This window comes from Mesorhizobium sp. M1252 (assembly GCF_040318265.1).
Taxonomy (GTDB): Bacteria; Pseudomonadota; Alphaproteobacteria; order Rhizobiales; family Rhizobiaceae; genus Mesorhizobium.
Genome location: NZ_JAMYLX010000011.1, coordinates 128,507 through 154,951, shown reverse-complemented (window position 1 = coordinate 154,951; position 26,445 = coordinate 128,507). Strand labels below are relative to the sequence as shown.

Below are 26,445 nucleotides of genomic sequence, written 5' to 3'. Positions count from 1 at the left end.
CTGGTTAACCATCCCGGCCGCGTCACTCAGCCAGCTGCGGCAGGTTCCTGAACAGCTCCAGCGCCTCTGGATTGGCCAACGCTTCGTTGTTCTTGATGGCGCGGCCATGCACCACGTCGCGCACTGCAAGCTCGGTGATCTTGCCCGATTTGGTGCGCGGAATGTCGCTGACGGCGACGATCCTTGCCGGCACGTGGCGCGGGCTGGCGCCGCTGCGGATCTTGGAACGAATGCGCTTTTCCAGATCCTCGTCCAGCGTCACGCCGGCGGCCAGCCGCACGAACAGCACGACGCGCACGTCATTGTCGAAATCCTGGCCGATGCACAGCGCCTCAAGGATTTCCGGCATCTGTTCGACCTGATTGTAGATCTCCGCCGTGCCGATGCGCACACCGCCCGGATTGAGCGTCGCGTCGGAACGGCCGTGGATGATCATGCCGCCATGCGCGGTCCATTCGGCGAAGTCGCCGTGGCACCAGACATTGTCGAAGCGCTCGAAATAGGCCGCATGGTATTTCTTGCCCTCAGGATCGTTCCAGAAGCCGATCGGCATCGACGGGAACGCTTTTGTGCAGACCAGCTCACCCTTTTGCTCGCGGATCGGCTTGCCGTCATCGTCCCATACATCGACGGCAAGGCCGAGGCCGGGACCCTGGATCTCGCCGGTCCAGACCGGTTGCGTCGGTACGCCGAGCACGAAACAGGAGACGATGTCGGTGCCGCCGGAAACCGAGGCGAGATGTACGTCCTTCTTGATGCCGTCATAGACGAAGCGGAAATCCTCCGGCGACAACGGTGAGCCGGTCGAGGAAATCGCCCGCACACTCGACAGATCATGGCTGCAGATCGGCTTGAGCCCGGCCTTGCGTACGGAATCGATGAATTTGGCCGAGGTGCCGAAAAAGGTCATCTTCTCGGCATCTGCGAAGCTGAGCAGCACATTGCCGTCGGGGTGGAAGGGCGAGCCGTCATAGAGCAGCAGCGTGGCGCCCGAGGCCAGGCCCGACACCAGCCAGTTCCACATCATCCAGCCGCAGGTGGTGAAGTAGAAGAAGCGGTCGCCTTCGATGAGTCCGGCATGCAGCCGGTGTTCCTTGACATGCTGGACCAGCGTGCCGCCGGCCGAATGGACGATGCATTTGGGAATGCCGGTGGTACCTGACGAGAACAGGATGTAGAGCGGATGCGCGAACGGCAGCCGCTCGAACGTGACCGCTTTGGCGGTAAAGGGTAACAGCGCCTCTTCGAGCGCCACGGCCTTGTCGATGATCGCTGCGATATCGCGCGAGGTACCGAGATAGTCGACGATCAGGACCTTGCGGACGGTTTCGAGCTTCGCCGCAACGGCAGCGATCTTGTCGGCTACCTCGATTGCCTTGCCATTGTACCAATAGCCGTCCGGCGCAATGAATATGACCGGCTCGATCTGGCCGAAACGGTCGAGCACGCCCTGCTCGCCGAAATCGGGGGAACAGGACGACCAGACCGCGCCTATGGAGGCGGCCGCCAGCATGGCGGCGACGGTTTCCGGCATGTTGGGCATCATCGCCGCGATGCGGTCGCCCTTTTTCACCTTGAGCGACAGGAAAAGCTGCTGAAAGCGCGAGGTCAGCTGGTGCAGTTCGCTCCACGACAGCCGCCGCTCGATCTTGTCCTCGCCGCGAAAGACAATCGCGTCGCCGGAACCGGTCTTCTTCAGCAGGTTCTCGGCGAAGTTCAGCGTCGCATCGGGAAAGAACGATGCGCCGGGCATCTTGTCGCCATCGACGAGCACGGTCTCGCCCGCATCGGTCCCTTTGTCGCCGACAATGCCGCAAAAGTCCCACAGCAGGCTCCAGAAGCCTTCGCGATCCTCGACCGACCAGCGGTGCAGTTCGGCGTAGGAGGCGAAGGATGTGCCGCTTTTGGCCGCTGCTGCCTTCATGAACGCGGTCAGTGGTGCTGCGTCGATCTGGTCTTGCGTCGGGGTCCAGAGCGGTGCTTCGGCAGCCATTATCGATCCTCCTTGAAGCCCGTCGCGTCGCAAGATAGATATGCTTTTGTTTTGATGCACGTCGTTGTCCCGGAACCGCTGCACTCTCCGGGCGACATGCACTAGCCTCAGCTTTACAGGCGCGCTGTCCCAAAAACGCCGCGCCTCGTAGCAGGCTGAAGCTGCATCGCTTATGCCTACCACCGTGCGGCAGAGCAAGATTTTGTTCCGCTAAACTCGGCCATGTGTGCGCAATTGCCATCGCCGGGCCATAAAGACTTGAAATGCCTCAGCCCTAAGTCGTAGTGACGACTGGAAGGCGTGGTGACAACTGGCGGTTACACCCGTCAGGCGATTTTTATCGGAATGAAAGCAACCGGGGCAATATGCCATCACCTTTGATCCGGCGCGGAATATGGGCGATCGGCGTTGCCGTGCTCGTCATCGCGCTGGTCGTCGCCGCTCTGCCGCTGTTTGCCTCGACCCGGATCGTGCGCGATCGCATCGCCTGGGAAATGAGCGCGTGGAGCGGTTTCAGGGTCACCATCGCCGGTTCGCCGCGCATCGAGGTGTGGCCGAAGTTCCGCGCCATATTGAGCGACGTCACGCTGTCGCAGTGGACCGAGACCGACGCGCCGCCGGTGATCGAGGCCGAACGGGTCGAGGTCGACCTTTCGGCCATGGCGGCGCTGCAGGGCGATGTGGTGTTTTCGACGGCGCGGCTGGTGCGGCCGACGATCCGGGTCCAGCGCGCCGCAAACGGCATATTCCTGCCCGCCATACCAACGGGCGGACGCATCACCCGCTCCATCGACACGGCGCGCGGCGTGGTCAACGCCGATCCGACGAAGCCGGACCTGAGCAAGCTGCCCGCCGATCCGTTCGGCACAGTGGAATTCAGGGACGGCCGCATGGTCGCCTCCATCGGCGGCAAGGACGTCGAATTGTTGACCAGCCTGTCCGGCCAGGCGAGCTGGGCAGCGATGAACAGCAACGCGACCTTGTCGGCGACCGGAATCTGGCGCGGCGAGAGCGTCACCGTCGATGCCGCCTCGCCCAAGCCGCTGGTGCTGTTTGCCGGCGGCGCCGCACCGGTCACGTTTTCGTTCAAGGCAGCGCCGGCCAGCTTCTCGTTCGACGGCACGGCCAGCATGTCGCAAAACGCCTATTTCGATGGCCAGGCGAAATTCGCCGCGCCCTCGCTGCGGCGCGTGCTGGAATGGTCGCAGGCCGGCATTGCCCCTGGTACGGCGATCGGTTCGGTCTCGATTTCGAGCAAGATCACGGCGACCGCCGGCCGCGTCAAATTCGAAAACACCGCGGTGACGCTCGACAGCAACCCGGGAATGGGGGCGCTGGATTTTTCGTTCGGCGACGCCTTGCCGGTGATATCAGGCACACTCGCCTTCGATACGCTCGACCTCAGGTCGCTGTTTTCGGCCTTCACGCCGCTGGCGCCGACCGGCGAGACCGGTCCCGGCGAAATCGACACCAGCTTCGCCGACCGGATCAATCTCGATCTGAGGCTGTCAGCGGCACATGCCTCGGCCGGCGCAATCCAGCTTGCCGACGTCGCCGCTACGGCGCAGGTGAAGAACGGGCTTGCCGTCTTCGATATCTCCGATGCGTCGGCCTTTGGCGGCAACGTGCAAAGTAGCCTGCGTTTCGACCGCAAACCGGAGGGCTCGCAGGTCGAGATCCGGCTGCTCGCCTCCGACATTGACGGCGCCGCTTTCGGCACCGCGGCCGGAATGACGCGGCTGGTGCCGGCCAGCACCGGCACTGTCTCGGTCATTCTCAAAGGGCCGGGCAAATCCTGGGACTCGATCTTCGAGAACGCGGACGGCTCGGTCTCTGCGACGTTCGGGCCGGGCGCGCTGAGCGGGCTCAATTTGCCGGCATTTCTGAAGCACACGGAACAGGGCGGCTTCTTCGCGCTCGACGACGTCTCGGACGGGACACTGCCGATGGACGGCGCCGAGCTCAAGGCCACCATCTCGAAGGGTGTGGCAAGGCTGGACAAGGCCGAGGCCAATTCGGCGAAATACAAGGTCTGGCTGTCCGGCATCGCCTCTTACGGCGGACGCGGGCTGGCGCTTTCGGGGGGTGTCACCCAGGCCGACCCGGCAGCGGCACCGGTCAATGGCCAGCAGGGATCCAACCAGTCGTCATTCTTCGTCGGCGGCACCTGGAGCACGCCGTTCATCTCGCCGATCAGCCGCGGCGTCTCAGGCGAATAGGCGGACCCTTACCGGGATCGCCCTATCCCTCGTTTGACGCAATCAACCGCGCTGCGCGGCCTGTTCGTCGAGCTGGCGTTGCACCTCACGCCGCTTGTTGGCGACCGAAGCGATGATGACGCCTACCGCCACGACGGCGATCAGGATGGTGCAGGCGGCGTTGATTTCCGGCGTCACGCCGAGACGCACCTGGCTGTAGATCTTCATCGGCAGCGTGGTGGCGCCAGGCCCGGAGGTGAAGGAGGCGATGACCAGGTCGTCAAGCGACAGGGTGAAGGCCAGCATCCAGCCGGAGACGATGGCCGGCATGATGACCGGCAGCGTGATCTGAAAGAAGGTCTTTACCGGCGTTGCGCCGAGGTCCAAGGCAGCTTCTTCCAGCGAACGATCGAACGACACCAGGCGCGACTGCACGACGACAGCCACGAAGCACATGGTCAAGGTGATGTGAGCAAGCGTCACGGTCAGGAAGCCACGGTCGAGACCGACGGCAACGAACAGCAGCAACAGCGACAGGCCGGTGATGACTTCCGGCATGACCAGCGGCGCAAACACCATGCCGGAAAACAGGATGCGGCCGCGGAAGCGGGTGTAGCGGGTCAAGGTCAGTGCTGCCAGCGTGCCGAGCACGGTTGCCACAGTGGCGGAGATGACACCCACACGCGCGGTCACCCAGGTGGCGTCCATCAGCCCCTGATTGTGGAACAGCGAGGCATACCATTTGGTCGAGAAGCCGCCCCAGACGGTGACCAGCTTCGACTCGTTGAAGGAGAAGACGATGAGCAGCACGATCGGCAGATAGAGAAAGGCAAAGCCCAGCACGACCGAGGTGACGTTGAAGCGGCTCCAGGTGGCGTTCATTTGTCCTGCTCCTGGGCGCGTGCCTGGGCCTGCTGGAAGAGCATGATCGGCACGATCAGGAGCAGCAGCAGGATGACGGCGACGGCCGACGACACCGGCCAGTCACGGTTGGCGAAGAATTCATTCCACAAGGTCTTGCCGATCATCAGCGTCTGCGAGCCGCCGAGCAGATCGGGAATGACGAACTCGCCAACCGCTGGAATGAACACCAGCAGGCAGCCGGCGATGACCCCGGGCAGCGACAGCGGGAACGTGATCTTCCAGAAGGCTGATGTCGGCGGGCAGCCGAGATCCTTTGCCGCCTCGATCAGCGAGTAATCCATCTTTTCCAGCGACGAATAGAGCGGCAGCACCATGAATGGCAGGTAGGAATAGACGATGCCGATGAAGATCGCCGTGTAAGTGTTGAGGATGATCAGTGGCTGATTGATGATGTGCAGCGACAACAGCAGCTGATTGAGCAGACCCTCGGGCTTGAGGATGCCGATCCAGGCATAGACGCGGATCAGGAACGACGTCCAGAACGGCAGGATAACCAGCATCAGCAAGGTCGGACGGATCGTCGCCGGCGCGCGGGCCATGCCGTAGGCGATCGGGAAGCCGACGAGCAAGGTCAGGATCGTCGAGACAGCAGCGATGATAACACTGGTCACGTAGGCTTTGAAGTAAAGCGCGTCCTGCGTTAGCCAGACATAATTGTCGACGCTGAGTTCGCGGAAGCGGACAAAGAACCCGGACATGCCGTCCCTGAAATCGAGCGCCGGCGTGTAGGGCGGCATGGCGATCGCCGACTGCGACAGCGAAATCTTGAAGACGATGATGAACGGGATGAAGAAGAAGAACAGCAGCCAGAGATAAGGCACGATGATGACGAGCCGGCTGACAAAGCCGGCACCGAGCCGCATCAGGAACGGTTTGGCCGCGGCCGATGGACCGGCGTCGGTGAGTGCAATGTTGGACATGGCCGCCCCCTACCGTGTCAGCACGACGCCGGCATCCGGCCGGAAGGAGACCCAGGCGCGGTCGTTCCAGGTCAGCGGGTCCTCGGTGACTCGCGCCGCGTTGAGCGCGCTTGCCCTGATGATCTGCCCGTCATCCAGCCGGATGTGGTAGACGGTCATGTCGCCGAGATAGGCAACGTCGTAGACCTCGCCCTCAAGCGCATTGACGGCGTCGGCCGGTTTCGTCGACGACACCTTGATCTTCTCCGGCCTGATGGCGAAGACGATGTCGGAACCGGCCTTTGTATCGGTGCTGTTTTCGACGACGATCTGGGCCCCTGTCGCGCCGGTGATGCGCGTGGTGTTTGCCGCACGCTCGGCGACCTTGCCCTCGAACATGTTCACATTGCCGACGAAGTGGGCAACGAAGCGCGAACTGGGGGCTTCATAGACTTCCGCCGGCGTCGCCACCTGCATCACCTCGCCCTTGTCGATGATGGCGATGCGGTCGGCCATGGTCATCGCCTCTTCCTGGTCGTGGGTGACGACGACGAAAGTGAGCCCGAGATTTTGCTGCAGGTCCATCAGCTCGAACTGCGTTTCCTCGCGCAGCTTCTTGTCGAGCGCGCCGAGCGGTTCGTCGAGCAGCAGCACTTTCGGCCGCTTGGCGACCGAGCGGGCGAGTGCGACGCGCTGGCGCTGCCCGCCGGAGAGCTGGTGCGGCTTGCGCTTGGCGAACTGCTCGAGCTTGACCAGCTTCAGCATCTCGGCGACGCGCTTTTCGATATCCGGTCCCGGCATGCCTTCCTGCTTGAGGCCGAAGGCAATGTTCTTTTCCACCGTCATATGCGGGAACAGCGCATAGGACTGGAACATCATGTTGACCGGGCGGCGATAGGGCGGGATGCCGCGCAAATCCTGGCCGTCGAGAAGGATACGGCCGGCGGTCGGCTCCTCAAAGCCGGCAAGCATCCTGAGCAAAGTCGACTTTCCGCAACCGGACGCGCCGAGCAGGGCGAAGAACTCGCGCTCGAAAATGGTCAGCGATAGATTGTTGACGGCTGTGAAGTCACCGAACTTCTTGGTGACGTTCTCGAACTGAATGTATGGCTTGGCATTCGGATCAGTCCAAGGCGCAAAATCCCTGCGGATGCTGCCAAGCGATTTCATGTCCCACTCCGTCCTGTTTTTTTGCTTCTTGCCCCAGAGAAGAATGGTCCCGGCAGATGACTGCCGGGACCAGTCGCGTTGCTTACTGGCCGGTGACGATCTTGGTCCAGCTGCGCGTGATCAGGCGCTGGGTCTTGGGATCGTAGGGCTGGACCGTATAGAGTTTCTTCAGGGTCTCGGCGTCCGGATAGACAGCCGGGTCATCCAACAGTGCCTTGTCGACGAACTGCTGCGAAGCCTTGTTGCCGTTGGCGTACAGCACATAGTTGGACGACTTGGCGATCACTTCCGGCTTCATCATGTAGTTGAGAAATTCGAGTGCCTCGGCGGCATGCGGCGCATCGGCGGGAATCGCCATCTGGTCGAACCACATCTGGGCGCCTTCCTTGGGCACGGAATAGCCGATCTCGACGCCTTGCTTGGCCTCGACCGCGCGGTTGCGCGCCTGGAAGACGTCACCCGACCAGCCGACCGCCAGGCAAATATCGCCGTTGGCGAGCGCGTTGATGTATTCGGACGAATGGAATTTGCGGATATACGGCCGCACCTTCAGCAACGTCTCCTCGGCCTTGGCGATGTCGTCAGGTGAGGTGCTGTTCGGATCGAGGCCGAGATATTTGAGCGCCGCCGGGATGATGTCGGCCGGCGAGTCCAGCACATAGACGCCGCAGTCCTTCAGCTTGGCCAGGCTGTCGGGATTGAAGAAAACATCCCAGCTGTCGATCTTGTCGGTGCCGAGTGCAGCCTGCACCTTCTTGATGTTGTAGCCGATGCCGACCGTGCCCCACATGTAGTTGATCGAGTATTCATTGCCCGGATCGTATTTGGCGGTGCGCTCCGAAACCGTGTCCCACATGTTGGAAATGTTGGGCAGCTTCGACTTGTCGAGCTTCTGGAACACGCCGGCCTGGATCTGGCGGGCCAGGAAGTTGCCGCTGGGCACGACGACGTCATAGCCGCTGCCGCCGGCAAGCAGCTTGGTCTCGAGGATTTCATTGGAATCGAAGGTGTCGTAGACGACCTTGATGCCGGTCTCCTTGGTGAATTCGTCAATGATCGAACTGTCGATGTAATCCGACCAGTTGAAGACGTTGACGACGCGATCCTCGGCATGGCCGCCAACGGCGAAAAGCGTCAGAAATGCCGAGGTTGCCGAAAGCCAGAGCGCTTTGCGGATCATGCTGTTCTCCTTTGATGAGTGTTCCTTCGCCAAGTCGTCGCTGTTCGAGCGCGATTGGGCATTTGCTTCAGAGTATTGAGCTTTCCGGGCAGCCACAAGCATGAACTGCCAGCGCCGTCCGGGCGGTTCGACGAGCGGCAGATGATGGCTCTGTGTGCCCGCATGGCGGGCGCGCTGACGCCGTCAGAGGCTTTCGCCGCGGCGCGGGCAGGGATACGACGCTGTGGTCCGGTCTTGGTCCGACCGGCGGGGACACTTGGCAAGATAAGCCTGTCTTGTTGTTGCCGTGCCCCCAGCCTGCCCGTGCCGCAGCAAGGTTGTCAATGGCCCGCGCGGGGAAGCTCGGTCAATAGGGCGTGCGGCTTCGCTAATTGGGGAAAGACGGGCGTAATTAGGGAAGACGGGCTCAACCAAGGGAAAGGCGGGTCAATTAGGGGATGGCAGGCCGGTGGTCCCCGGCCGTGCAGGCCTCGCCTGGCGCTTGAATTCAAGCGCGATATGGACGAGCAGCGCGGCGACCACCACCGCGCCGCCGATGATGGTGCGCACCGAGGGCACCTCGCCATGAACGAGCCAGACCCAGATCGGTCCGAGGATCGGCTCGAACGTGCCGAGGAGTGCTGCGATCGCCGCCGGAACCAGCCTCGCGCCGGTGGCGAAGAAGGCAAGGCCGAGGCCGAGATTGATGACGCCGAAGGCAAACAGGAAAGCCATGTCGTGGGCCGACGTGGCAAACTGCGTGGCTTGCGATGCGGCGAAAGCCGCTGCCAGCATCGTGCCGAGGCACGTCGCCGGCGTCATGCGCACATGGGCGAAGCGCCGGGTGATGACGGTGGCAATCGAGAACATGACGGCGATCAGCAGCGACAGCCCGTCGCCGATGGGCGATACGGCGCCGTCGAGCGATTCCGACACCATGATGGCGACGCCGGCGATGACGGCGGCGATCGCCACCCAGGTCGCGACGGCGACGCGTTCGCGAAACAGCACCCAGGCAAGCAATGCCGCCAGCAGCGGCACACCGGCCTGCATCAACAGGATATTGGCAACGGTGGTGTAGGCGAGCGCGACAACGAAGCACGTCGACGCCGTGGCGAAACAGACGGCCACGGCAAGGCCGGGCAGGCCCATGTCGCGAAACAGCCGCAACATGCCGCGCCAGCCGTCGCGCCAGGCCATGAAGCAAATCAGGAACACAGCCGCCCACAGCGATCGCCAGAACACCACGGTCCAACTGTCAGCGGTGTCGATGAAGCGGGCGATGGTGCCGCCAAAGCTCCACATCAGCGCCGACAGGAACACCAGCAGCAAGCCGACCCGCTCTTCGCGAGGCGAGACGATCGGCGGTGCGGCGATTGGAGAAGATGCGGTATCGGTCATGGGGTGCGACTGTCGGCTATCTCGGGGCGGCATGATGCACAATGGACGACAGAAACGTGCCGTATTCGCCTAGCGCATAGGCTACCGCCGGACGTGATCCAGCCCGGCATTCCCTTTGGCGCACCGCCAACCGGCAGCCATACGGGCAAACACCGCCGTTTCTAGGACGTGCCCTTGTTGCCGCGGATAAAGCGCCAAAGACCGGCCAGCGGTACCAGCAGCAGAATGCCGAACTTTTTCAGGGCGATGACCGCGACCGCAATCAGGCCGGCCTTTGCCGCGAGTTTTCCGGCGATGAGGCCGCCAATGCCAACCGCGGCGACCGTGTCGGTGCCGGGCAGAAAATCGGTGTATTTCTTGCCGGTGTTGAAGTCCGCCACGCCCAGCACTTCGTCCAGGCTCTGCTTGATCTCCGGCAATTGTTCAACCGTAGCGATGTAGCTCATCACGAAGACGCCTTCCCGGCCGAGGAAACGGACGTCGTAATTGAGCGTGTGGACGGTATCGTCTCCGAACTGCAGTTCCTTGGCCCAGTGCAGCCGCTTGTGGACGAAATCATAGACCGGCGGCGAGGCCCAGCCGATTAGCTTGATCGGGGGAAAGCCGTCCTTTACCCGCTGATCGTTGGCCGACAATGTGTCCGCCTGCATGCTGCTCAGCAGTTCGGTGTAGTCGATGGATGCGGCGTCGGCGTCATCGACATGGCCGATCTTTTCATAGCGCAATTCGATGCCCCAACCGTTGCCGGCGATGGGCTCGTACTTGGCCGGGAAGATCATGCCGATTGCTTCGGACGCGGTATCAGGCGGATTGCCCCAGGCCTCGGTCAGGACGGACGTCGCGTCCTTCTTGCCCAGAAAATAGAACTTGTCCTTGAGATCGAGATGGATGCCTTCGGGAAGGTCGACCGCGCCGGTCTTTGGATCGATTTTGTCCAGGAATGCCTTGCCGTCGTCACTATACTGTTGATAGTCCTTGAAGAATTACGAGGATTTTTCTGCCAGAACAGGCCCCGCCAAAAGGGCAAGCGCCACGCCAAGCCACAAAGCTTTCCTGTTCATAAGCCGTCCCCCCTTGGCTGCCCTGCAGCTCACCTTCGATAGCGCAGCGCCGATGCTTAATCAATATTTGGTTCGGCGATGGTTCGGGCCGCGCTGTATTGATTAGCGCAAACAGCTGCAGTCTTCCGCGACCTCAAGCCCGAGAAGCATCACTGGAAATCGAAGGCGCTCAGGCCCGTCACCATCTCGTCGAGACCCAGCGGACGGGTCACCGGCGGCTCGGCGCGGGCGAGGCAGCCGATGCGTTCGCATAGCCGGCAAGCGGGACCGACCGGCGTGGCGGCGCCCTGTCCGGCCTTTGCCGGCAGCCCGGCGCCATAGACGATCTCGTCGCGAAAGCCGATATCGCAGCCCAACAGCAGCGCGGTGCGGCGCGGGCGCTCGGAGAACGAACCCTGCGGCCCTTCGAGCGTGCGTGCGATGCAGAGGAACTCGGCGCCGTCGGGCATTTCCACCGCCTCGACCAGGATTTGGCCAGGCGAAGCGAAAGCGGCATGGACCGGCAGTTTCGGGCAGCCGCCGCCAAAGCGGCTTTGCGGAAAGCCCTGGCCGCTGGCCTTGCGGAAGCGGTTGCCGGCATTGTCGACCTCGAGCATGAAGACCGGGACGCCGGACAAGCCAGGACGCTGCAGCATGGTCAGGCGGTTCGCCGCCTGTTCGAAGGAGACGCCGAAACGCGAGCGCAGCACATCGATATCGTAACGAGCCCGCACGGCGGCGGCATGAAAGGCCTGATAGGGCATCATCAAGGCATGGGCGGCGTAGCGGCCGAACTCGAAGCGGGCGAGCCGGCGGGCTTCGTCCGTACCGAGCTTCAGCGCCTGAATTTCGCCGGCGATCGCGACCGTCATGCGGATCAGGCAGGCCTCCATGGCGACTTCGCGCAACTGGTCGAACGGCGACAGCCGCTCCGATAGAAAAAGACGCTGCGAATGACGGTCATAACGGCGCCGCCAGTTCGGCATGGTGGCGACCGGCAGCACTTTAACGACAATGCCATACTCGCGCTTCAGCCACGCCTTCAACGCGCCGAACAGATCGTCGCCGGGGTCGAGCACCGAGGTGAAGGCCTCGGCCTCTTCCTCCAGTGCTGCAAAATGGTTCGGCCGGCGCTCGAAAATCTCGTGCACTTCGTCGATCGGCAGCCGCGCACCGGACAGCGCCGTGGCGCGGCCCTCGCGCGCCAGAAGCTCGTTGAGATCGGACAGCCGCTCGGCCTGCTCGCGGTAAGCGCGAAACAGTTTTATCATCGCAGCCGATGCGTTGGGGGCTGCCTCGGCCAGTTCGATCAGTTCCTGGTCGCCCGGCAGCTCACCGGCAAGCAGCGGGTCGCCGAACACTTCCTTCAAGGCCGAGATCGACCCTCTCGCCTCACCCTGCAATTCATGCGGGTCGACCTTGTAGACAGAGGCCAGCTTCAGGATCAGTTGCACCGTCAGCGGCCGCTGGTTGCGCTCGATCAGGTTGAGATAGGACGGCGAGATGCCGAGCCCCTCGGCCATCGCCGTCTGGGTCAGGCCTTTGGCGATGCGGATGCGGCGGATGCGCGGCCCGGCGAATATCTTCTGGTCGGCCATCGGCTTTCCTTGACAGGAATTTACACGCCTTGCGAGCGATGAACGGCGCACCATCTTTTACAATCATGACAGATTTACAGCGGCAAGCAGTCAAACACAACACAGGTTTTCTCTTATTTTCTACCGGAAATGGCGGTTTTCCTCGCTCTCGTCGCGGCGCAATGTAAATGATGTCACACACAGACGACGCACACCATCCCAGGGTACGGCGTTTCAAGACACTGGCATCGGTTGATCTGGAGTGACCAATGACTGATTTTTACAATCTTGTCCCATCCGCGCCCGAAGGCCGCTTCGACGGCATCGAACGAGCCTATTCGCCGGACGATGTGAAGCGGCTGCGCGGGTCGGTCCAGATACGCCAGAGTCTTGCCGAAATGGGCGCCAACCGGCTGTGGAAGCTCATCCACGAGGAAGACTTCGTCAATGCACTCGGCGCCATGTCGGGCAACCAGGCGATGCAGCAGGTGCGTGCCGGGCTGAAGGCAATCTATCTCTCGGGCTGGCAGGTCGCCGCCGACGCCAACACCGCGTCGGCCATGTATCCGGACCAGTCGCTCTATCCCGCCAATGCGGCGCCCGAACTGGTCAAGCGCATCAACCGCACGCTGCAGCGCGCCGATCAGATCGAGACCTCGGAAGGCAACGGCCTGTCGGTCGACACCTGGTTCGCGCCGATCGTCGCCGATGCCGAGGCCGGCTTCGGCGGACCGCTCAACGCCTTCGAGATCATGAAGGCGTTCATCGAGGCCGGCGCTGCCGGCGTCCACTATGAGGACCAGCTGGCCTCTGAGAAGAAGTGCGGCCATCTCGGCGGCAAAGTGCTGATCCCGACCGCCGCGCATATCCGCAACCTCAACGCGGCGCGTCTGGCGGCCGACGTGATGGGCACGCCGACGCTAGTCGTGGCACGCACCGATGCGGAAGCGGCAAAGCTTCTGACCTCCGACATTGACGAGCGCGACCAGCCTTTCGTCGACTACGATGCCGGCCGCACGGTTGAAGGCTTCTACCAGGTCAGGAACGGCATCGAACCGTGCATCGCGCGCGCCGTTGCCTATGCGCCGCATGCCGACCTGATCTGGTGCGAAACATCCAAGCCCGATCTGGCGCAGGCCAAGAAATTCGCCGAAGGCGTGCGCAGGCATCATCCGGGCAAGCTGCTCGCCTATAATTGCTCGCCGTCGTTCAACTGGAAGAAGAACCTCGACGACGCGACGATCGCCAAGTTCCAGCGCGAGCTCGGCGCCATGGGCTACAAGTTCCAGTTCATCACATTGGCCGGGTTCCACCAGCTCAATTTCGGCATGTTCGAGCTGGCCCGCGGCTACAAGGCGCGGCAGATGGCGGCCTATTCCGAGTTGCAGGAAGCCGAGTTCGCGGCCGAAGTCCACGGCTACACCGCGACCAAGCACCAGCGCGAGGTCGGCACCGGCTATTTCGACGCCGTGTCGATGGCAATCAGCGGCGGCCAGTCGTCGACCACCGCCATGCATGAATCGACCGAGCACGTCCAGTTCAAGCCGGCAGCGGAATGAACCGATCGACATAACCAACAGAGGAAACGCCCGAAGGGCAAGGGAGAAGAAAATGGCATCGATAAGCCGCGTCAAGGAACGTGCAGAAGAGCAGTCCACCACGATGAGTGTCGACCAACAGGCGACAATCCGCATGCTGGCCAACGACCTGCACCGGCTCAATCAATCGGTGATGAAGGCAGTGGAGGCCGGCGTCTCGGTGGAACTGGTGCGCTCGGCCCGGCATCATGGCGGCGACGGCAATTGGGGCGACCTGCTGATCCCGGTGATCGTCACGCAGAAGAGTCACGGCTGATCTTCCCTAACGGAAGCTTTGTGCTTGTGGAACCTATGGACCCCGCCGCTCACTGGCCGATTTCAATGTCACCCGCGGGTTTTCAGCGCGGGTGACTTTTGCTTTTGAGCGTAAACTTAACTACAGTTCGAAAACAGACCTTGTCTCCGGGGTTTAATATTTCCGGCTATATTTCGCAGGTCCGTCATTTCAGCTTGACATGGCGGGCGATCTCACGCCAATTGGCTCTCGGATTTCAACCCTGCATTGAAGCAGCGCCGAGTGCCCGCCCCGCCCATGTGCCCTGTGAACCGCGAGACCGACACCGCCAAACATCTGAATTCGTCAAGCAGGGACGCGAACTCCGAGATATCAACGGATTTCTCCCACGTGCTGGTCGTTGGAAAATCGCCGATCAACCGGGTGGTGGTGTCGAAGATCGTCGAGAAGTCCGGACTGAAGCCGATCTCCGAGTCGCCCGAAATGGCGGCCAAGACATTGCGAACCCTCATTCCGGGCGCCGTCGTTCTCGATGGCGGCCCCGACAACGAGGACTGCCGCGCGCTGATGGCGGCCATCGACGCCTTGCGGCGGACATCTGGGCGGTCGCTCCCCAAGGTGATCCTGCTTTCAACCAAGACCGGCACGCCCGACAGCCTGGGCCTGTCGAGCGTGGTCGATGTGGTGGTAACCAAGCCGATCACCACCGAAAGGCTGCAGCCGGTGGTCGACCGGCTGATCAGTCTCGGGCGCGGCTGATCGCAATCCGCCCGAACGCGTGCGGGGCGGTCAGCCTTCCTTGCCGATGCTCTCGATCAAAGCCGGCAGTTCGCCAAGATCGACAATCTGGCGGAAGCGCGGTGCTGCCACCGGCGGTTCGACATGTTCGAGCACCCAGGTCAGTTCGTGCGGGACGTACACACCCCAGCTGCCGGCCTCGATGGCCGGCACCACGTCCGACTTGAGCGAATTGCCGACCATCATGCTGTCCTGCGGGCTGCCGTGGCGGCCAAAGATCCTGGCATAGGTGGCGGCGCTCTTGTCGCTGACGATCTCGACGGCATCGAACAGGTCGCCAAGGCCGGACGCCGCCAGCTTGCGCTCCTGGTCGAACAGATCGCCCTTGGTGATCAGCACCAGATGGTAGGTGCCGGCGAGCTTTTCGACTGTCTCGCGCGCATGCGGCAGCGCCTCGACAGGATGGCCGAGCATGTCGCGGCCGGCGGCAAGGATTTCGGCGATCGTCGAGGCCGGCACGCGGCCCTCGGTCACTTCGATGGCCGTCTCGATCATCGACAAGGTAAAGCCCTTGATGCCGAAGCCGTAGACGGCAAGGTTGCGCTTCTCGGCCTCGAGCAGCCGTGCCGAGATGTGCTCGGCCTCGCCATGATCGGCGAGCAGGGCTGCAAAGTGCTTCTCGGTCAGGCGGAAGAACTGTTCGTTCTGCCATAGGGTATCGTCGGCGTCGAAGCCGATGGTGGTCAATTTGCCTGGCATACGGTGTCTTCTGCTGCTCGATCTGCGGGAGGTTGACCCTAATCTGCGTGGCGCGATTTTCAACCAGGAAGCCGAAGACAGGCAGCTCCCCTTCCCTTCCATCACCGGCAACAGCTATACTGTGATAATTGCAACCCAAACTGGTGAATGATGCCGCCTGCGAAAAAGGAAGTCCGTCCGTCGACCCGCGGAGGACGCGTCCGAACGCCTGCCTTCGTGAAAAATCAACGCGGCGTGAAGAACTGGAAGGAAGTCAGCGCTTGGCTGGAATGGCGCGGCATCGAAGACATAGAATGCATCACGCCTGATCAGGCTGGCGTCGCGCGCGGCAAGATGATGCCGTCGAAGAAATTCACTTCCAACACCTCGCTGGCGCTGCCATCGGCAGTGTTCATGACGACGATTTCGGGCGGCTATCCCGAGGACGGCAACGGTTTCCACTATCCGGAGGATGATGGCGACCTAAAGCTGATGCCGGATCTGTCGACGTTGACCGTCGTGCCGTGGGAAGAAGACCCGACGGCCGCCGTCATCTGCGACCTCGTCCATCAGGATGGCCGTTCGGTCGAGTTCACGCCGCGCAACGTCCTGAAGCGCGTGGTAGCAGCCTATGACAAGCGCGGGCTGAAGCCGGTGGTGGCGCCCGAGATCGAATTCTACCTAGTGCGCAAGAACCCCGACCCGGATTACCCATTGACGCCACCAGTCGGGCGTTCCGGGCGGCCAATCGGCGGCGGAGCCGGCTATTCGATCGCCGGCGTCAACGAGTTCGACGAACTGATCGACGACATCTACCATTTCTCCGAAAGCCAGGGCCTGGAGATCGACACGCTGATCCACGAGGAAGGCGCCGGCCAGCTCGAGATCAATCTGCGTCACGGCGATCCGGTCGAGCTCGCCGATCAGGTGTTCATGTTCAAACGCACCATTCGCGAGGCAGCGCTGAAGCATGAGATCTATGCCACCTTCATGGCCAAGCCGATCCAGGGCCAGCCAGGTTCTGCCATGCACATCCACCAGTCGATCATCGACAAGAAGACCGGGCTGAATATCTTTTCGGCGAAGGACGGCTCGGAAACCGACGACTTCTTTCATTTCATCGGCGGCATGCAGAAGCATGTGCCGAACGCACTGGTGATGTTTGCTCCCTACGTCAATTCCTACCGCCGGCTGACGCAGTCGGCCTCGGCGCCGGTCAACAACAAATGGGGCTATGACAACCGCACCACGGCGTTCCGCGTGCCGCGCTCGGATCCGGCGGCGCGGCGTGTCGAAAACCGCATCCCGTCTTCCGACGCCAACCCCTATCTGGCGCTGGCGGCCTCACTTGCCTGCGGGCTGATCGGCATCACCAACAAGATCAAGGCCGAGCCTCCGGTGCTGACCACCGCAAACGCCGATGAGATCGACCTGCCACGCGGCCTGCTCGAAGCCGTCGATCTTTTCGAAGGCGACGAGGAACTATGCGCTCTTCTGGGCAAGTCCTTCGCCGCAACCTATGCAGCGATCAAGCGGGCGGAGTTCGAGACCTTCATGGAAGTGATCAGCCCGTGGGAGCGGGAGTATCTGTTGCTCAACGTGTGAGCGGCGACTTCGTCGTGTGAATGGTGAATAGTGAATGGTGAGTAGTTTCATATTGGATGGATGAGCGCAGACGTCGTGCGTCTCGCAGCCATTCACCATTCACCATTCACCATTGGCTGGTGTCCCCATGCCTTACCAATCACCTATCTCCCCCGGTCGCTCCTGGTACGAAGACACAGCCGGACCACGCCCTGAGTACCCTGCCCTGGAGGGCGACCGCAGCTGCGACGTCGTCGTCGTCGGCGGTGGCTTCACCGGGCTGTCGGCGGCCGCTCATTTGGCGAAGGCGGGAGCCGACGTCGTTCTGATCGAGGCGCATCGCTTCGGCGACGGCGCTTCAGGGCGCAATGGCGGCCAGCTCGGCACGGGCCAGCGCGCCTGGGCCGAAGAGATGGAGGCCGAATACGGCTTCTCCCGCGCCAAGGCGCTGTTCGACCTTGCCGAGGAGGCGAAAGCGCACCTGCTCGAATTCGCCGCCGTCAACCAGATCGACATCGACTATATGCCCGGCCAGTTGTCCGTGGCGCACAAGCCGCGTTATCTCGACGACTACAAGGCGCATGCCGAGATCATGGCGGGCCGCTTCAATTATCCGCACATCGCCTTCATGGATGCCAGGGAAACGGCCGAACGGCTGGGCTCCACACGCTACTTCGGCGGCACCCGCGACACCGGCACCGGACACATCCACCCGATGAAGCTGGTGATCGGCACGGCAAAGGTCGCGGCAGCGGCCGGCGCGCACCTGTTCGAGCAGACACTATCGACCGGTGTTACCTCCAGCGGCGGCAAGGTCAGGGTGACGACTTCGAGAGGAACCATCACCGCCCAGAAATGCCTGATCGGTGTAAATGCCTATGGCGGCACGCTCGAGCCGGTGAGTGCCGCGCACATCATGCCCATCGGTTCCTTCATCGGCGCGACGGTGCCGCTGGGCGTCGATTCGAAAGTGCTGCCGGGCGGCGAGGCGGTCGACGATTCGCGTTTCGTCGTGCGTTATTTCCGCAAATCCAGGGATGGAAGGCTGCTGTTCGGCGGGCGCGAGGTCTATGGCGTCAACGATCCGAAGGACATCCATGTCCATATCCGCCGGCAGATAGCCGAGCTTTATCCGGAACTGAGCGATGTCGAGATCACCCATGGCTGGGGCGGCTATGTCGGCATCACCATGCCCAGGAAACCGTTCGTGCGCGAGGTGATGCCCAATGTGATCTCGGCCGGAGGCTATTCCGGCCACGGCGTGATGCTGTCGAACTTCTTCGGCAAGCTCTATGCCCAGACCGTCGCCGGCAACCGCGACAGACTGAAGCTGATCGAGGACCTGAACATCCCGGCTTTTCCCGGCGGCCGGCGATTTAGAACGCCATTATTGTTCTTGGCACTGAACTGGTTTGCCCTGAGGGACCGAATATAGAGAAAGTATCTCATATCGGCCGTGGCTGGTACTGAGCTGATTCTATTGAGCTGTTGGTTGCCGCAGCGAGACGTTGCAGAATCCTTAACAAGAGCGCACAATTCCCCTGAGGGCGCACTGATGCCACAATCAAGGGCAAAGGATGCCGGTTCTGGGCGATTGAACGGGGATTTCTGCGGGCCTGCCCGCTTTGTTGTTGGGACCGATGCCGATCGAATGCCGGGCTGCCGGCGCCGATCGAAAGAACACCGGCTCATCTTTTGGAGGTGGCAAGAGTGAACGAGCCCTTCAGTTTCGGCGCGCCGGAACGTCGGCGCTTCGCCATGCAATTCGGCTATGACATGCGGCCCTCCTTCTGGCAGGGGGTGCGCACGAATTCGCATCTGGTGATCGCCGCGGTCGGCACCGCAGCGCTGCTTGGCGTGGCAGGCATAGCGCTTTGGCTGGCGTTGCCGGCCAACGACCGGCAAGCAGTCGCCAGCACACAGCAGAACGTTCCGACTTTTCCGGTCAAGACGACCAAGATTGCCCCGGTCGCGGCCACGGCTGCCGCGGTAGCGGCGCCACAAGCCGCGCGCAAGGGCGACGCGGTTTCATCGACGGTCGCTGTGGGTGGGGCTGCGATGCCGCCGCTGTCGGCCAACGATCCGCGCTGGACTGCGGCGCAATCCAACAGCGACCCTGCCGCGACGCCATCCGATCAGGCGCCTGCCGAGCAGGCTGCCGCCAAACCGTCCGATGCCGCGGCATTCGAAGAACCGGCGGCCCAGGGCGACGCCACGACGCAGTTGTCAAAGGTCGCTGCTCCCGCCAATGACGACGACGCGGAAACCGCCGCCATACCGACGCCAAAACCGCAACTTCCAGACGAGCAATCTTCCGCCGCAACGAACGATACCCAGGCCAAGGCCAAGCCACAGAAGGTGGCTGCTGCCGCCGGCACCGGACGCATCCTCAGGACGGTGACAATGCGCAGCGGTCCGCAGAAAAACGCCGCCGCCATGGGGACCGTGCCCGCCAAGTCGTCGGTGCAGGTGGTAAGTTGCAAGAAATGGTGCCAGATCGTCTACAACGGCAAGCGCGGCTGGATCTACAAGAGCTACATCAAGACCGGGGCTTGAGACGCAAGCCGCCAGATCTGGTCAGCCGCCGAGCAACCACCTGAAACGGTGTCTCCTGCGAGCAAGTTTGCGCTTCGCCAGGAAATCCCGCTGTTCCTCGAACGGCACCTCATAGAGGCCGCACATTTGGCAGCTTTCCGACTTGCGGCATATCGGGACCCAGCATTTGACGTCGTGTGTCCAGGCGAGCGCGATCCTTTCCAGATGAAGGTTGGACGAACTTTTCAGCAGAATCAGTTCTCCTGGGACTGCCGTCCGTTTGATATGATCCGAAACTTCCTTGGCAGTGCGAAGCTCAATGAAACGGCCGCTGTCGCGGTCGGCCTGGCTGGCGCGCGAGCGATGCGCATTGTCGCCGGTATAAATGACCTCATCGGCGATTTCGCGCGCGATGTTGTAGGCGGCGCCGTATTTCCTCGACGAGCCGGCGTAGTCCGATATCTGCCCCAGCACAATGCGCTTGCGAGCACCCTTGGCCTTTGCAATCATCTCCAGGGCAATGTTGAGCGAATGCCAGGGCGCTTTGGCCGTATCGACCAGGAATTTCGGACCCGCGGATACCTCTTGCACCGTAGAGCGGTTGGGCAGTGGTGCAAACGATGCCGTTCTCGCTACGACTTGCTCTGGCGGGACGCCAAGTTCCAAGGCGGCGGCAACAGCCGCTGCAGTCGGCAGCCAGAATTGCTCGCCGGGAAAAGGCGCTTGAATATTCAGGCTGCCACCGCGCCAATGAAGGGTGAACCGCAGCAATTCCGGATACGCGGCATGCACGTCACTCACGCGGTAGTCTGCCTCGCCGGACTGGCCGAAGGTCGCAATCCGGCATTCGCGCCAGACGCCATGCCGATCACCAGTGGGTCATCGCAATTGAGAACCGCAAGTCCATCAGGTTGGAGTGCCCCGACCAGCGCCCGCTTCTCTCCCGCCACAGCTTCCAGAGTCCTGAACTTGCCGAAATGCTCCAGACGGATCATCGTAACCACCGCCACACTCGGCTTCAGCATCTGCGCCATGGCGCTGATCGTGCCGAAGTCGGAAGCGCCGGCTTCGAAAACGACGTAATCGACTTTGCCGGCCTTCCTCAGGCGCTTGTAAAGCGTTCGAACCAACACCTTCATAGTGTTGGCCAGAACCTGTGTGTGGACCGAACCCTGGCCAGCCAGGATGTGTCCAAGCAGGCTTCCCGCCGTCGTCTTGCCGGAGCTTCCGGTAACACCGATGAAAATTGCCTTGCTTCTCGCCCGCGCACGCTTGGCCAGGTAAAGCCGCAGCCGCCATCCCAGATCGTAGCGACTTTTCTGCTGCCTGATCTTCATCACCCGCCAACACTATCCACGATCCGTTATGCCTTTCGGGGGATCGAGAAGTCAAACTGGGGTCCGGCGTGACGACGTCAACTGTTCGTTCCTCGGCCGGCCGGCGCACCGATGCGAACTCTTGCCGACATTGCTCTGTCTGCCATGCATTGCGAACAGCGAGGTACTTCCCGAATTGCTCAAATGCAGCGGCCGCCGTCGACCTCCAGCGCCACACCGGTGATGAAGGCGGCTTCGTCCGACGCAAGCCAAAGCGCAGCGTTGGCGATATCGAGCGGCGTCGACAGACGGCCGAGCGGTATCGAGGCACGGAATTTCTCGCGGATCTCCGGCGTGTCAGTGCCCATGAATTTCTCCAGCATGCCGGTCTCGCCGGCGACCGGGCAAAGGCAGATCACGCGGATGTTCTTGGGCGCGAGTTCGACCGCCATCGACTTGGTCGCGGTGATCGCCCAGCCCTTCGAGGCATTGTACCAGGTGAGCCCCGGCCGCGGCCGCAGACCGGCGGTCGAAGCCGTGGTCAGGATGACGCCGCCGCCCTGCCGCTCCATGATCGGCACCACGGCAAGTGCGGCGTGATAGATCGCCTTCATGTTGACTGAAGTGATCAGGTCGAAGGTCGCCTCGTCGACGTCGAGCATGTCGCCATTGCGGTGGGTGTAGCCGGCATTGTTGACCATGATATCGATGCGGCCGAAGGCGCTTTTTGCGGCATGGACCATCTCGTCGAATTCGGAACGCTGCGAAACGTCGGTCTGGGTCCAGATCGCGGCCTGGCCGATCTCTGCTGCAACGCGCTCCGCGCCCTTGGCGTTGAGGTCGGCGACGACGACCTTGGCGCCCTCTTCGGCAAAGCGCCTGGCCATGCCTTCGCCGAAACCTGACGCAGCACCCGTGATGACGGCAACCTTGTTTTCCAGACGCATGCTTTTTCCGCTCATTGAAGACCCACCTCGCAAGCGCATTTTCCTTTTTCTTTGATGCGTGTCTGTCTCCCAGAACCGCTTCGCACTTCTGGGCGACACGCATTAGCTTTCGTCACATTCCCGCTTTATGTTGCAGGCGCGAAAGCCCCGGGACCATCGCTTGACGAAAAGCCTCCGGGTGGCAGCCAGTGTCAAGGCACATTTGGAGCGAATCAATATGCAGTGATTTGGCCTCGATGTGACACCATGGCACTGGATAGTTTAAATCGATTAGATTATATCCTGCCGCGTCACAGCGAGCGGCGTCAAAGCGGACAGACCATGACCAGCCAGATCATTCCCGTCGAGCCTTTCGACTTCATCATTTTCGGTGGCACCGGCGACCTGTCGGAACGCAAGCTGCTGCCCTCGCTCTACCACCGCCAGCGCGACCACCAGTTTTCCGAGCCGACCCGCATCATCGGCACCTCGCGCTCCAAGATGAGCGACGAGGAATTCCAGGCTTTCGCCAAGCAGGCGATTTCCCAGCATGTTAAGCCGGCCGACATCGACGCCGAGGAACTCAAGACATTTCTTGCCCGGCTGTCCTACGTATCGGCCGACGCGACGACCGGTGCCGGCTTCGACAAGCTGAAAAAGGCGATCGGCGAAAGCGACCGCATCCGCGCTTTCTATCTGGCGGTGGCGCCGGCGCTGTTCGGCGACATCTCGCACCAGCTGAAAGCCCACAATCTCATCACGCCGAATTCACGCATCGTGCTGGAGAAGCCGATCGGCCGCGACCTCGATTCGGCGCGCAAGCTCAACGACGTGGTTGGAGACGACTTCCACGAAAGCCAGATCTTCCGCATCGACCACTATCTCGGAAAGGAGACGGTGCAGAACCTGATGGCGTTGCGCTTTGCCAACGCGCTCTATGAGCCGCTTTGGAATTCTGCCCATATCGACCATGTGCAGATCACGGTGGCCGAGACCGTCGGTCTTGAAGACCGCGTCACCTACTACGACAAGGCCGGCGCGCTGCGCGACATGGTGCAGAACCACATGCTGCAGCTGCTCTGCCTGGTTGCCATGGAGGCGCCATCGTCGATGGATGCCGATGCCGTGCGCGACGAGAAGCTGAAGGTGCTGCGGGCGCTGAAGCGCATCAACGGCAATGAGGCACCCAAGCACACCGTGCGCGGGCAGTACCGCGCCGGCGCCTCTGCAGGCGGCGCGGTGAAGGGCTATGTCGAGGAACTCGGCAAAGACAGCTCCACCGAGACCTTCGTCGCCATCAAGGCCGAGATCGGCAATTGGCGCTGGGCCGGCGTGCCGTTCTATCTCCGGACCGGCAAAAGGCTGGCGACCCGCGTTTCGGAAATCGTCATCGAGTTCAAGCCGATCCCGCATTCGATCTTCGGCGACAGCGCCGGGCCGATCTCAGCCAACCAACTGGTGATCCGGCTGCAGCCCGACGAAGGCGTCAAGCAGTTCATCATGATCAAGGATCCAGGCCCGGGCGGCATGCGGCTGCGCCAGATTCCGCTCGACATGAGCTTTGCAACATCTTTCGACGGTCGCGCGCCGGACGCCTATGAACGGCTGATCATGGATGTTATCCGCGGCAACCAGACGCTGTTCATGCGCCGCGACGAGGTCGAGGCGGCATGGAAGTGGATCGACCCGATCCAGAACGCCTGGGAAAGCGCCAGGCAGGAGGCGCAAGGCTATACGGCCGGCACATGGGGTCCCTCGGCCTCGATTGCGCTGATCGAACGCGACGGGCGGACATGGCACGAAAGCAATTGAGCGAGCCCGTCTATAACTGGAACGGCTTTGCCGGGCGCCAGGACCTGGCGGCAGCCCTTGCCGGCAATGTCGCGGCGCGCCTGACCAAGGCCATCGACGAGCGCGGCACGGCCCTGCTTGCCGTTTCCGGCGGCACCACGCCGGCAAAGTTCTTTGCAGCACTTTCGGCCATTCCGATCGCCTGGAACAAGGTGACGGTGACGCTGGTCGACGAACGGTTCGTGCCGGCCTCCTCGCCGCGCTCGAATGCGGGGCTGGTCGCGGCCAACCTGCTGCAGAACAAGGCGGCTGCCGCGCACTTCGTGCCGCTCTACCATGAGGCGGCAAGCATCGAGACCGCCGCGGCGGCCGACGATGCGGCGCTGAAGGCTCTGCCCTGGCCCCTCGATGTCGTCGTGCTCGGCATGGGCGGCGACGGCCACACCGCCTCGTTCTTTCCCGACGCCGAGAATCTCGGCGATTTGCTCGACCCGGCCTCATCAAGGATCGTGCTGCCGGTTCACGCGGCAAGCGCCGGCGAACCCCGGTTGACGCTGCCGCTGGCGCGGATCGTCGACGCCGGCTTCATCGCGCTGCATATAGAAGGCGAGGACAAGCGCACCGCCTTCGACGGTGCGATGGGACCGGGTGCGAAAAAGCCCATCCGCAAAGTGCTCGAAGCGGCACCCACCCCGGTAGAGGTGTTCTGGGCACCCTGATTTCACGCAAAGCAGTCCCGGCAGACGGTGGAGGACGTTCTTCCGGGGCTCGAAAGGACCGACCATGACAGCCAGACGCGACATCGAAGCCATCACGGAACGCATCCGCCAACGCTCGAAAGCCGGCCGCGAGCGCTATCTCGGCCGCATCGCCGAGGCCTCCAGCCGCACCGCCAACCGCAGCGTCCTGTCTTGCGGCAACCTCGCGCATGGCTTTGCCGTCTGCAGCCCGTCTGAAAAGCTGGCGCTCGGCGCCGACAAGGTGCCGAACCTCGGCATCATCACCTCCTACAATGACATGCTGTCGGCGCATCAGCCCTTCGAAACCTTCCCGGCGCTGATCAAGGAAGCCGCGAAGGAAGTTGGCGGCATCGCGCAAGTGGCCGGCGGCGTGCCCGCCATGTGCGACGGCGTGACCCAGGGACAGCCCGGCATGGAGCTGTCGCTGTTTTCGCGCGACGTCATCGCCATGTCGGCGGCGATCGGCCTGTCGCACAACATGTTCGACGCCGCCGTCTATCTCGGCGTCTGCGACAAGATCGTGCCGGGGCTGGTGATTGCAGCCCTCACCTTCGGCCATCTGCCGGCGGTGTTCGTGCCGGCCGGGCCGATGACGACGGGCCTGCCCAATGACGAGAAGGCCAAGGTTCGCCAGCTCTATGCCGAGGGCAAGGCCGGACGCGCAGAACTGCTCGAAGCGGAGTCCAAATCCTATCACGGGCCGGGCACCTGCACCTTCTATGGCACCGCCAATTCCAACCAGATGCTGATGGAGATCATGGGCCTGCATACGCCCGGCGCGTCCTTCGTCAATCCAGGCACGCCGCTGCGCGACGCGCTGACGCGCGAGGCGACCAGGCGAGCCCTGGCGATCACCGCGCTCGGCAACGCCTACACGCCGGTAGGCCGCATGATCGACGAGCGCTCTTTCGTCAATGGCGTCGTCGGCCTGCACGCCACCGGCGGCTCTACCAACCACACCATCCATCTCATCGCCATGGCCGCGGCGGCCGGCATCACGCTTACCTGGCAGGACATTTCCGACCTGTCGGAAGCGGTGCCGCTTCTCGCGCGCGTCTATCCGAACGGGCTTGCCGACGTGAACCATTTCCACGCCGCCGGCGGGCTTGGCTTCCTGATCCGCGAATTGCTCGACGAAGGCATCCTGCATGAGGATGTGCAGACGGTATGGGGCGAAGGCCTGAGGCCCTATGCGGTCGAGGCCCGGCTCGGCGAAGATGGCGGCGTCGTGCGTGAAGCCTCGCCGCTGCAGAGCGGCGACGAGAAGGTGCTGGCGCCGTTCAAGAAAGCCTTCCAGCCGACCGGCGGCCTGAAGGTGCTCGCCGGCAATCTCGGCCACGCCGTCATCAAGACGTCCGCCGTGAAGCCGGAACGCCGCGTCATCGAGGCGCCGGCCAAGGTGTTCGACAGCCAGCAGGGACTGAACGAAGCCTTCAAGGCCGGCACGCTGACCGGCGACTTCATCGCCGTCATCCGCTTCCAGGGCCCGAAGGCAAACGGCATGCCGGAACTGCACAAGCTGACCACCGTGCTCGGCATCCTGCAGGATCGTGGCCAGCGCGTCGCGCTGGTCACGGACGGGCGCATGTCTGGCGCTTCCGGCAAGGTGCCGGCGGCGATCCATGTAACGCCGGAAGCGGTCGAGGAAGGGCCGATCGCCAGGATCCATGACGGCGACATCATCCGGCTCGACGCTGATGCCGGCACGCTGGAAGTGCTGGTGCCGGGGCCCGAGCTCGCGCTGCGCCGCACGGCCGACATCGATCTCATCGGCAACGAGTTCGGTTTCGGCCGCGAGCTGTTCGCTGGTTTCCGCCAGCTGGTCGGCCGCGCCGACCACGGCGCCAGTGCTTTCGGCACGGCCTGAGGCATCATTGCCTATT

Annotated in this window: 22 protein-coding genes; 10 read left to right on the top strand and 12 right to left on the bottom strand. The window is 62.5% G+C overall.

Features of this window, described 5'->3' with window-relative positions; translation table 11 throughout:
- Positions 1-22: 22 nt before the first annotated feature.
- Positions 23-1,993 (bottom strand): acetoacetate--CoA ligase, encoded by a 1,971-nt coding sequence (locus NKH22_RS22170; RefSeq protein WP_352910962.1) that lies wholly within the window; start codon positions 1,991-1,993, stop codon positions 23-25.
- A 365-nt stretch (positions 1,994-2,358) separates the two neighbouring features.
- Here NKH22_RS22170 and NKH22_RS22165 point away from each other — a divergent pair, with 365 nt between their 5' ends.
- Positions 2,359-4,212 carry an AsmA family protein gene (locus NKH22_RS22165; protein WP_023751981.1) on the top strand — a complete coding sequence of 618 codons (1,854 nt, stop codon included), beginning with the start codon at positions 2,359-2,361 and terminating at the stop codon, positions 4,210-4,212.
- Positions 4,213-4,254: 42 nt separating this feature from the next.
- Here NKH22_RS22165 and NKH22_RS22160 read toward each other — a convergent pair whose 3' ends face one another.
- The 7 genes from NKH22_RS22160 to NKH22_RS22130 all read right to left on the bottom strand — a co-directional run bounded on the left by NKH22_RS22160 (position 4,255) and on the right by NKH22_RS22130 (position 12,382).
- Complete coding sequence (locus NKH22_RS22160; RefSeq protein WP_023669326.1) at positions 4,255-5,073, bottom strand: ABC transporter permease; 819 nt, start codon at positions 5,071-5,073, stop codon at positions 4,255-4,257.
- Positions 5,070-6,035 carry an ABC transporter permease subunit gene (locus NKH22_RS22155; RefSeq protein ID WP_027049422.1) on the bottom strand — a complete coding sequence of 322 codons (966 nt, stop codon included), beginning with the start codon at positions 6,033-6,035 and terminating at the stop codon, positions 5,070-5,072. The genes NKH22_RS22160 and NKH22_RS22155 overlap by 4 nt, the downstream gene beginning before the upstream one ends.
- Before the next feature lie 9 nt (positions 6,036-6,044).
- The gene (locus tag NKH22_RS22150) at positions 6,045-7,184 is read right to left on the bottom strand and encodes an ABC transporter ATP-binding protein (protein WP_023729070.1); all 1,140 of its coding nucleotides are present in this window, start codon (positions 7,182-7,184) and stop codon (positions 6,045-6,047) included.
- A gap of 82 nt (positions 7,185-7,266) precedes the next feature.
- Positions 7,267-8,364 (bottom strand): polyamine ABC transporter substrate-binding protein, encoded by a 1,098-nt coding sequence (locus NKH22_RS22145; RefSeq protein WP_352910959.1) that lies wholly within the window; start codon positions 8,362-8,364, stop codon positions 7,267-7,269.
- A gap of 426 nt (positions 8,365-8,790) precedes the next feature.
- A complete protein-coding gene (locus tag NKH22_RS22140; RefSeq protein WP_023751980.1) occupies positions 8,791-9,744 on the bottom strand; it encodes a DMT family transporter in 954 nt (317 codons plus the stop codon).
- Positions 9,745-9,905: 161 nt separating this feature from the next.
- Complete coding sequence (locus NKH22_RS22135) at positions 9,906-10,673, bottom strand: DUF2167 domain-containing protein (protein WP_023740470.1); 768 nt, start codon at positions 10,671-10,673, stop codon at positions 9,906-9,908.
- Between the two features lie 281 nt (positions 10,674-10,954).
- Positions 10,955-12,382, bottom strand: coding sequence for a helix-turn-helix domain-containing protein (locus tag NKH22_RS22130; RefSeq protein ID WP_352910956.1), 1,428 nt, complete (start codon positions 12,380-12,382; stop codon positions 10,955-10,957).
- Between the two features lie 248 nt (positions 12,383-12,630).
- Here NKH22_RS22130 and aceA point away from each other — a divergent pair, with 248 nt between their 5' ends.
- From aceA to NKH22_RS22115, 3 genes are all read left to right on the top strand, one after another.
- The gene (gene aceA / locus NKH22_RS22125; RefSeq protein WP_023689327.1) at positions 12,631-13,920 is read left to right on the top strand and encodes an isocitrate lyase; all 1,290 of its coding nucleotides are present in this window, start codon (positions 12,631-12,633) and stop codon (positions 13,918-13,920) included.
- Between the two features lie 52 nt (positions 13,921-13,972).
- Positions 13,973-14,215, top strand: coding sequence for an SMc00767 family acetate metabolism repressor (locus tag NKH22_RS22120; RefSeq protein ID WP_023669318.1), 243 nt, complete (start codon positions 13,973-13,975; stop codon positions 14,213-14,215).
- A 276-nt stretch (positions 14,216-14,491) separates the two neighbouring features.
- Positions 14,492-14,953 carry a response regulator gene (locus NKH22_RS22115; RefSeq protein ID WP_023669317.1) on the top strand — a complete coding sequence of 154 codons (462 nt, stop codon included), beginning with the start codon at positions 14,492-14,494 and terminating at the stop codon, positions 14,951-14,953.
- A 30-nt stretch (positions 14,954-14,983) separates the two neighbouring features.
- On the opposite strand, the gene NKH22_RS22110 is transcribed toward NKH22_RS22115, so the two are convergent.
- Positions 14,984-15,691 carry an HAD family hydrolase gene (locus NKH22_RS22110; protein WP_023820842.1) on the bottom strand — a complete coding sequence of 236 codons (708 nt, stop codon included), beginning with the start codon at positions 15,689-15,691 and terminating at the stop codon, positions 14,984-14,986.
- 147 nt (positions 15,692-15,838) lie between these two features.
- On the opposite strand from NKH22_RS22110, the gene NKH22_RS22105 reads away from it, so the two are divergent.
- The 3 genes from NKH22_RS22105 (at position 15,839) to NKH22_RS22095 (ending at position 19,810) form a co-directional block, all read left to right on the top strand.
- On the top strand, positions 15,839-17,275 hold the full coding sequence (locus tag NKH22_RS22105) for a glutamine synthetase family protein (RefSeq protein ID WP_023681878.1): 1,437 nt from the start codon (positions 15,839-15,841) through the stop codon (positions 17,273-17,275).
- 127 nt (positions 17,276-17,402) lie between these two features.
- Entirely contained in the window at positions 17,403-18,689 is a 1,287-nt protein-coding gene (locus NKH22_RS22100; protein ID WP_352910952.1) for an NAD(P)/FAD-dependent oxidoreductase, read from the top strand.
- Between the two features lie 275 nt (positions 18,690-18,964).
- Positions 18,965-19,810, top strand: a complete 846-nt coding sequence (locus NKH22_RS22095; RefSeq protein ID WP_352910949.1) for an SH3 domain-containing protein — start codon at positions 18,965-18,967, stop codon at positions 19,808-19,810.
- Positions 19,811-19,831: 21 nt separating this feature from the next.
- Here NKH22_RS22095 and NKH22_RS22090 read toward each other — a convergent pair whose 3' ends face one another.
- The 3 genes from NKH22_RS22090 to NKH22_RS22080 all read right to left on the bottom strand — a co-directional run bounded on the left by NKH22_RS22090 (position 19,832) and on the right by NKH22_RS22080 (position 22,052).
- Positions 19,832-20,590 carry a UDP-N-acetylmuramoyl-tripeptide--D-alanyl-D-alanine ligase gene (locus tag NKH22_RS22090; RefSeq protein WP_023820839.1) on the bottom strand — a complete coding sequence of 253 codons (759 nt, stop codon included), beginning with the start codon at positions 20,588-20,590 and terminating at the stop codon, positions 19,832-19,834.
- A complete protein-coding gene (locus tag NKH22_RS22085; RefSeq protein WP_023820838.1) occupies positions 20,587-21,126 on the bottom strand; it encodes a Mur ligase family protein in 540 nt (179 codons plus the stop codon). Before NKH22_RS22085 ends, NKH22_RS22090 begins: the two co-directional genes overlap by 4 nt.
- Before the next feature lie 179 nt (positions 21,127-21,305).
- Positions 21,306-22,052 (bottom strand): SDR family oxidoreductase, encoded by a 747-nt coding sequence (locus NKH22_RS22080; protein ID WP_031197882.1) that lies wholly within the window; start codon positions 22,050-22,052, stop codon positions 21,306-21,308.
- A gap of 321 nt (positions 22,053-22,373) precedes the next feature.
- On the opposite strand from NKH22_RS22080, the gene zwf reads away from it, so the two are divergent.
- From zwf to edd, 3 genes are all read left to right on the top strand, one after another.
- Positions 22,374-23,843 carry a glucose-6-phosphate dehydrogenase gene (gene zwf, locus NKH22_RS22075; protein ID WP_023669307.1) on the top strand — a complete coding sequence of 490 codons (1,470 nt, stop codon included), beginning with the start codon at positions 22,374-22,376 and terminating at the stop codon, positions 23,841-23,843.
- Positions 23,825-24,541 (top strand): 6-phosphogluconolactonase, encoded by a 717-nt coding sequence (pgl, locus tag NKH22_RS22070; protein ID WP_023669306.1) that lies wholly within the window; start codon positions 23,825-23,827, stop codon positions 24,539-24,541. The genes zwf and pgl overlap by 19 nt, the downstream gene beginning before the upstream one ends.
- 64 nt (positions 24,542-24,605) lie before the next feature.
- Positions 24,606-26,429: a phosphogluconate dehydratase gene (gene edd, locus NKH22_RS22065; protein WP_023689335.1), complete on the top strand. Its 1,824-nt coding sequence runs from the start codon at positions 24,606-24,608 to the stop codon at positions 26,427-26,429.
- The last annotated feature ends 16 nt before the right edge of the window (positions 26,430-26,445 follow it).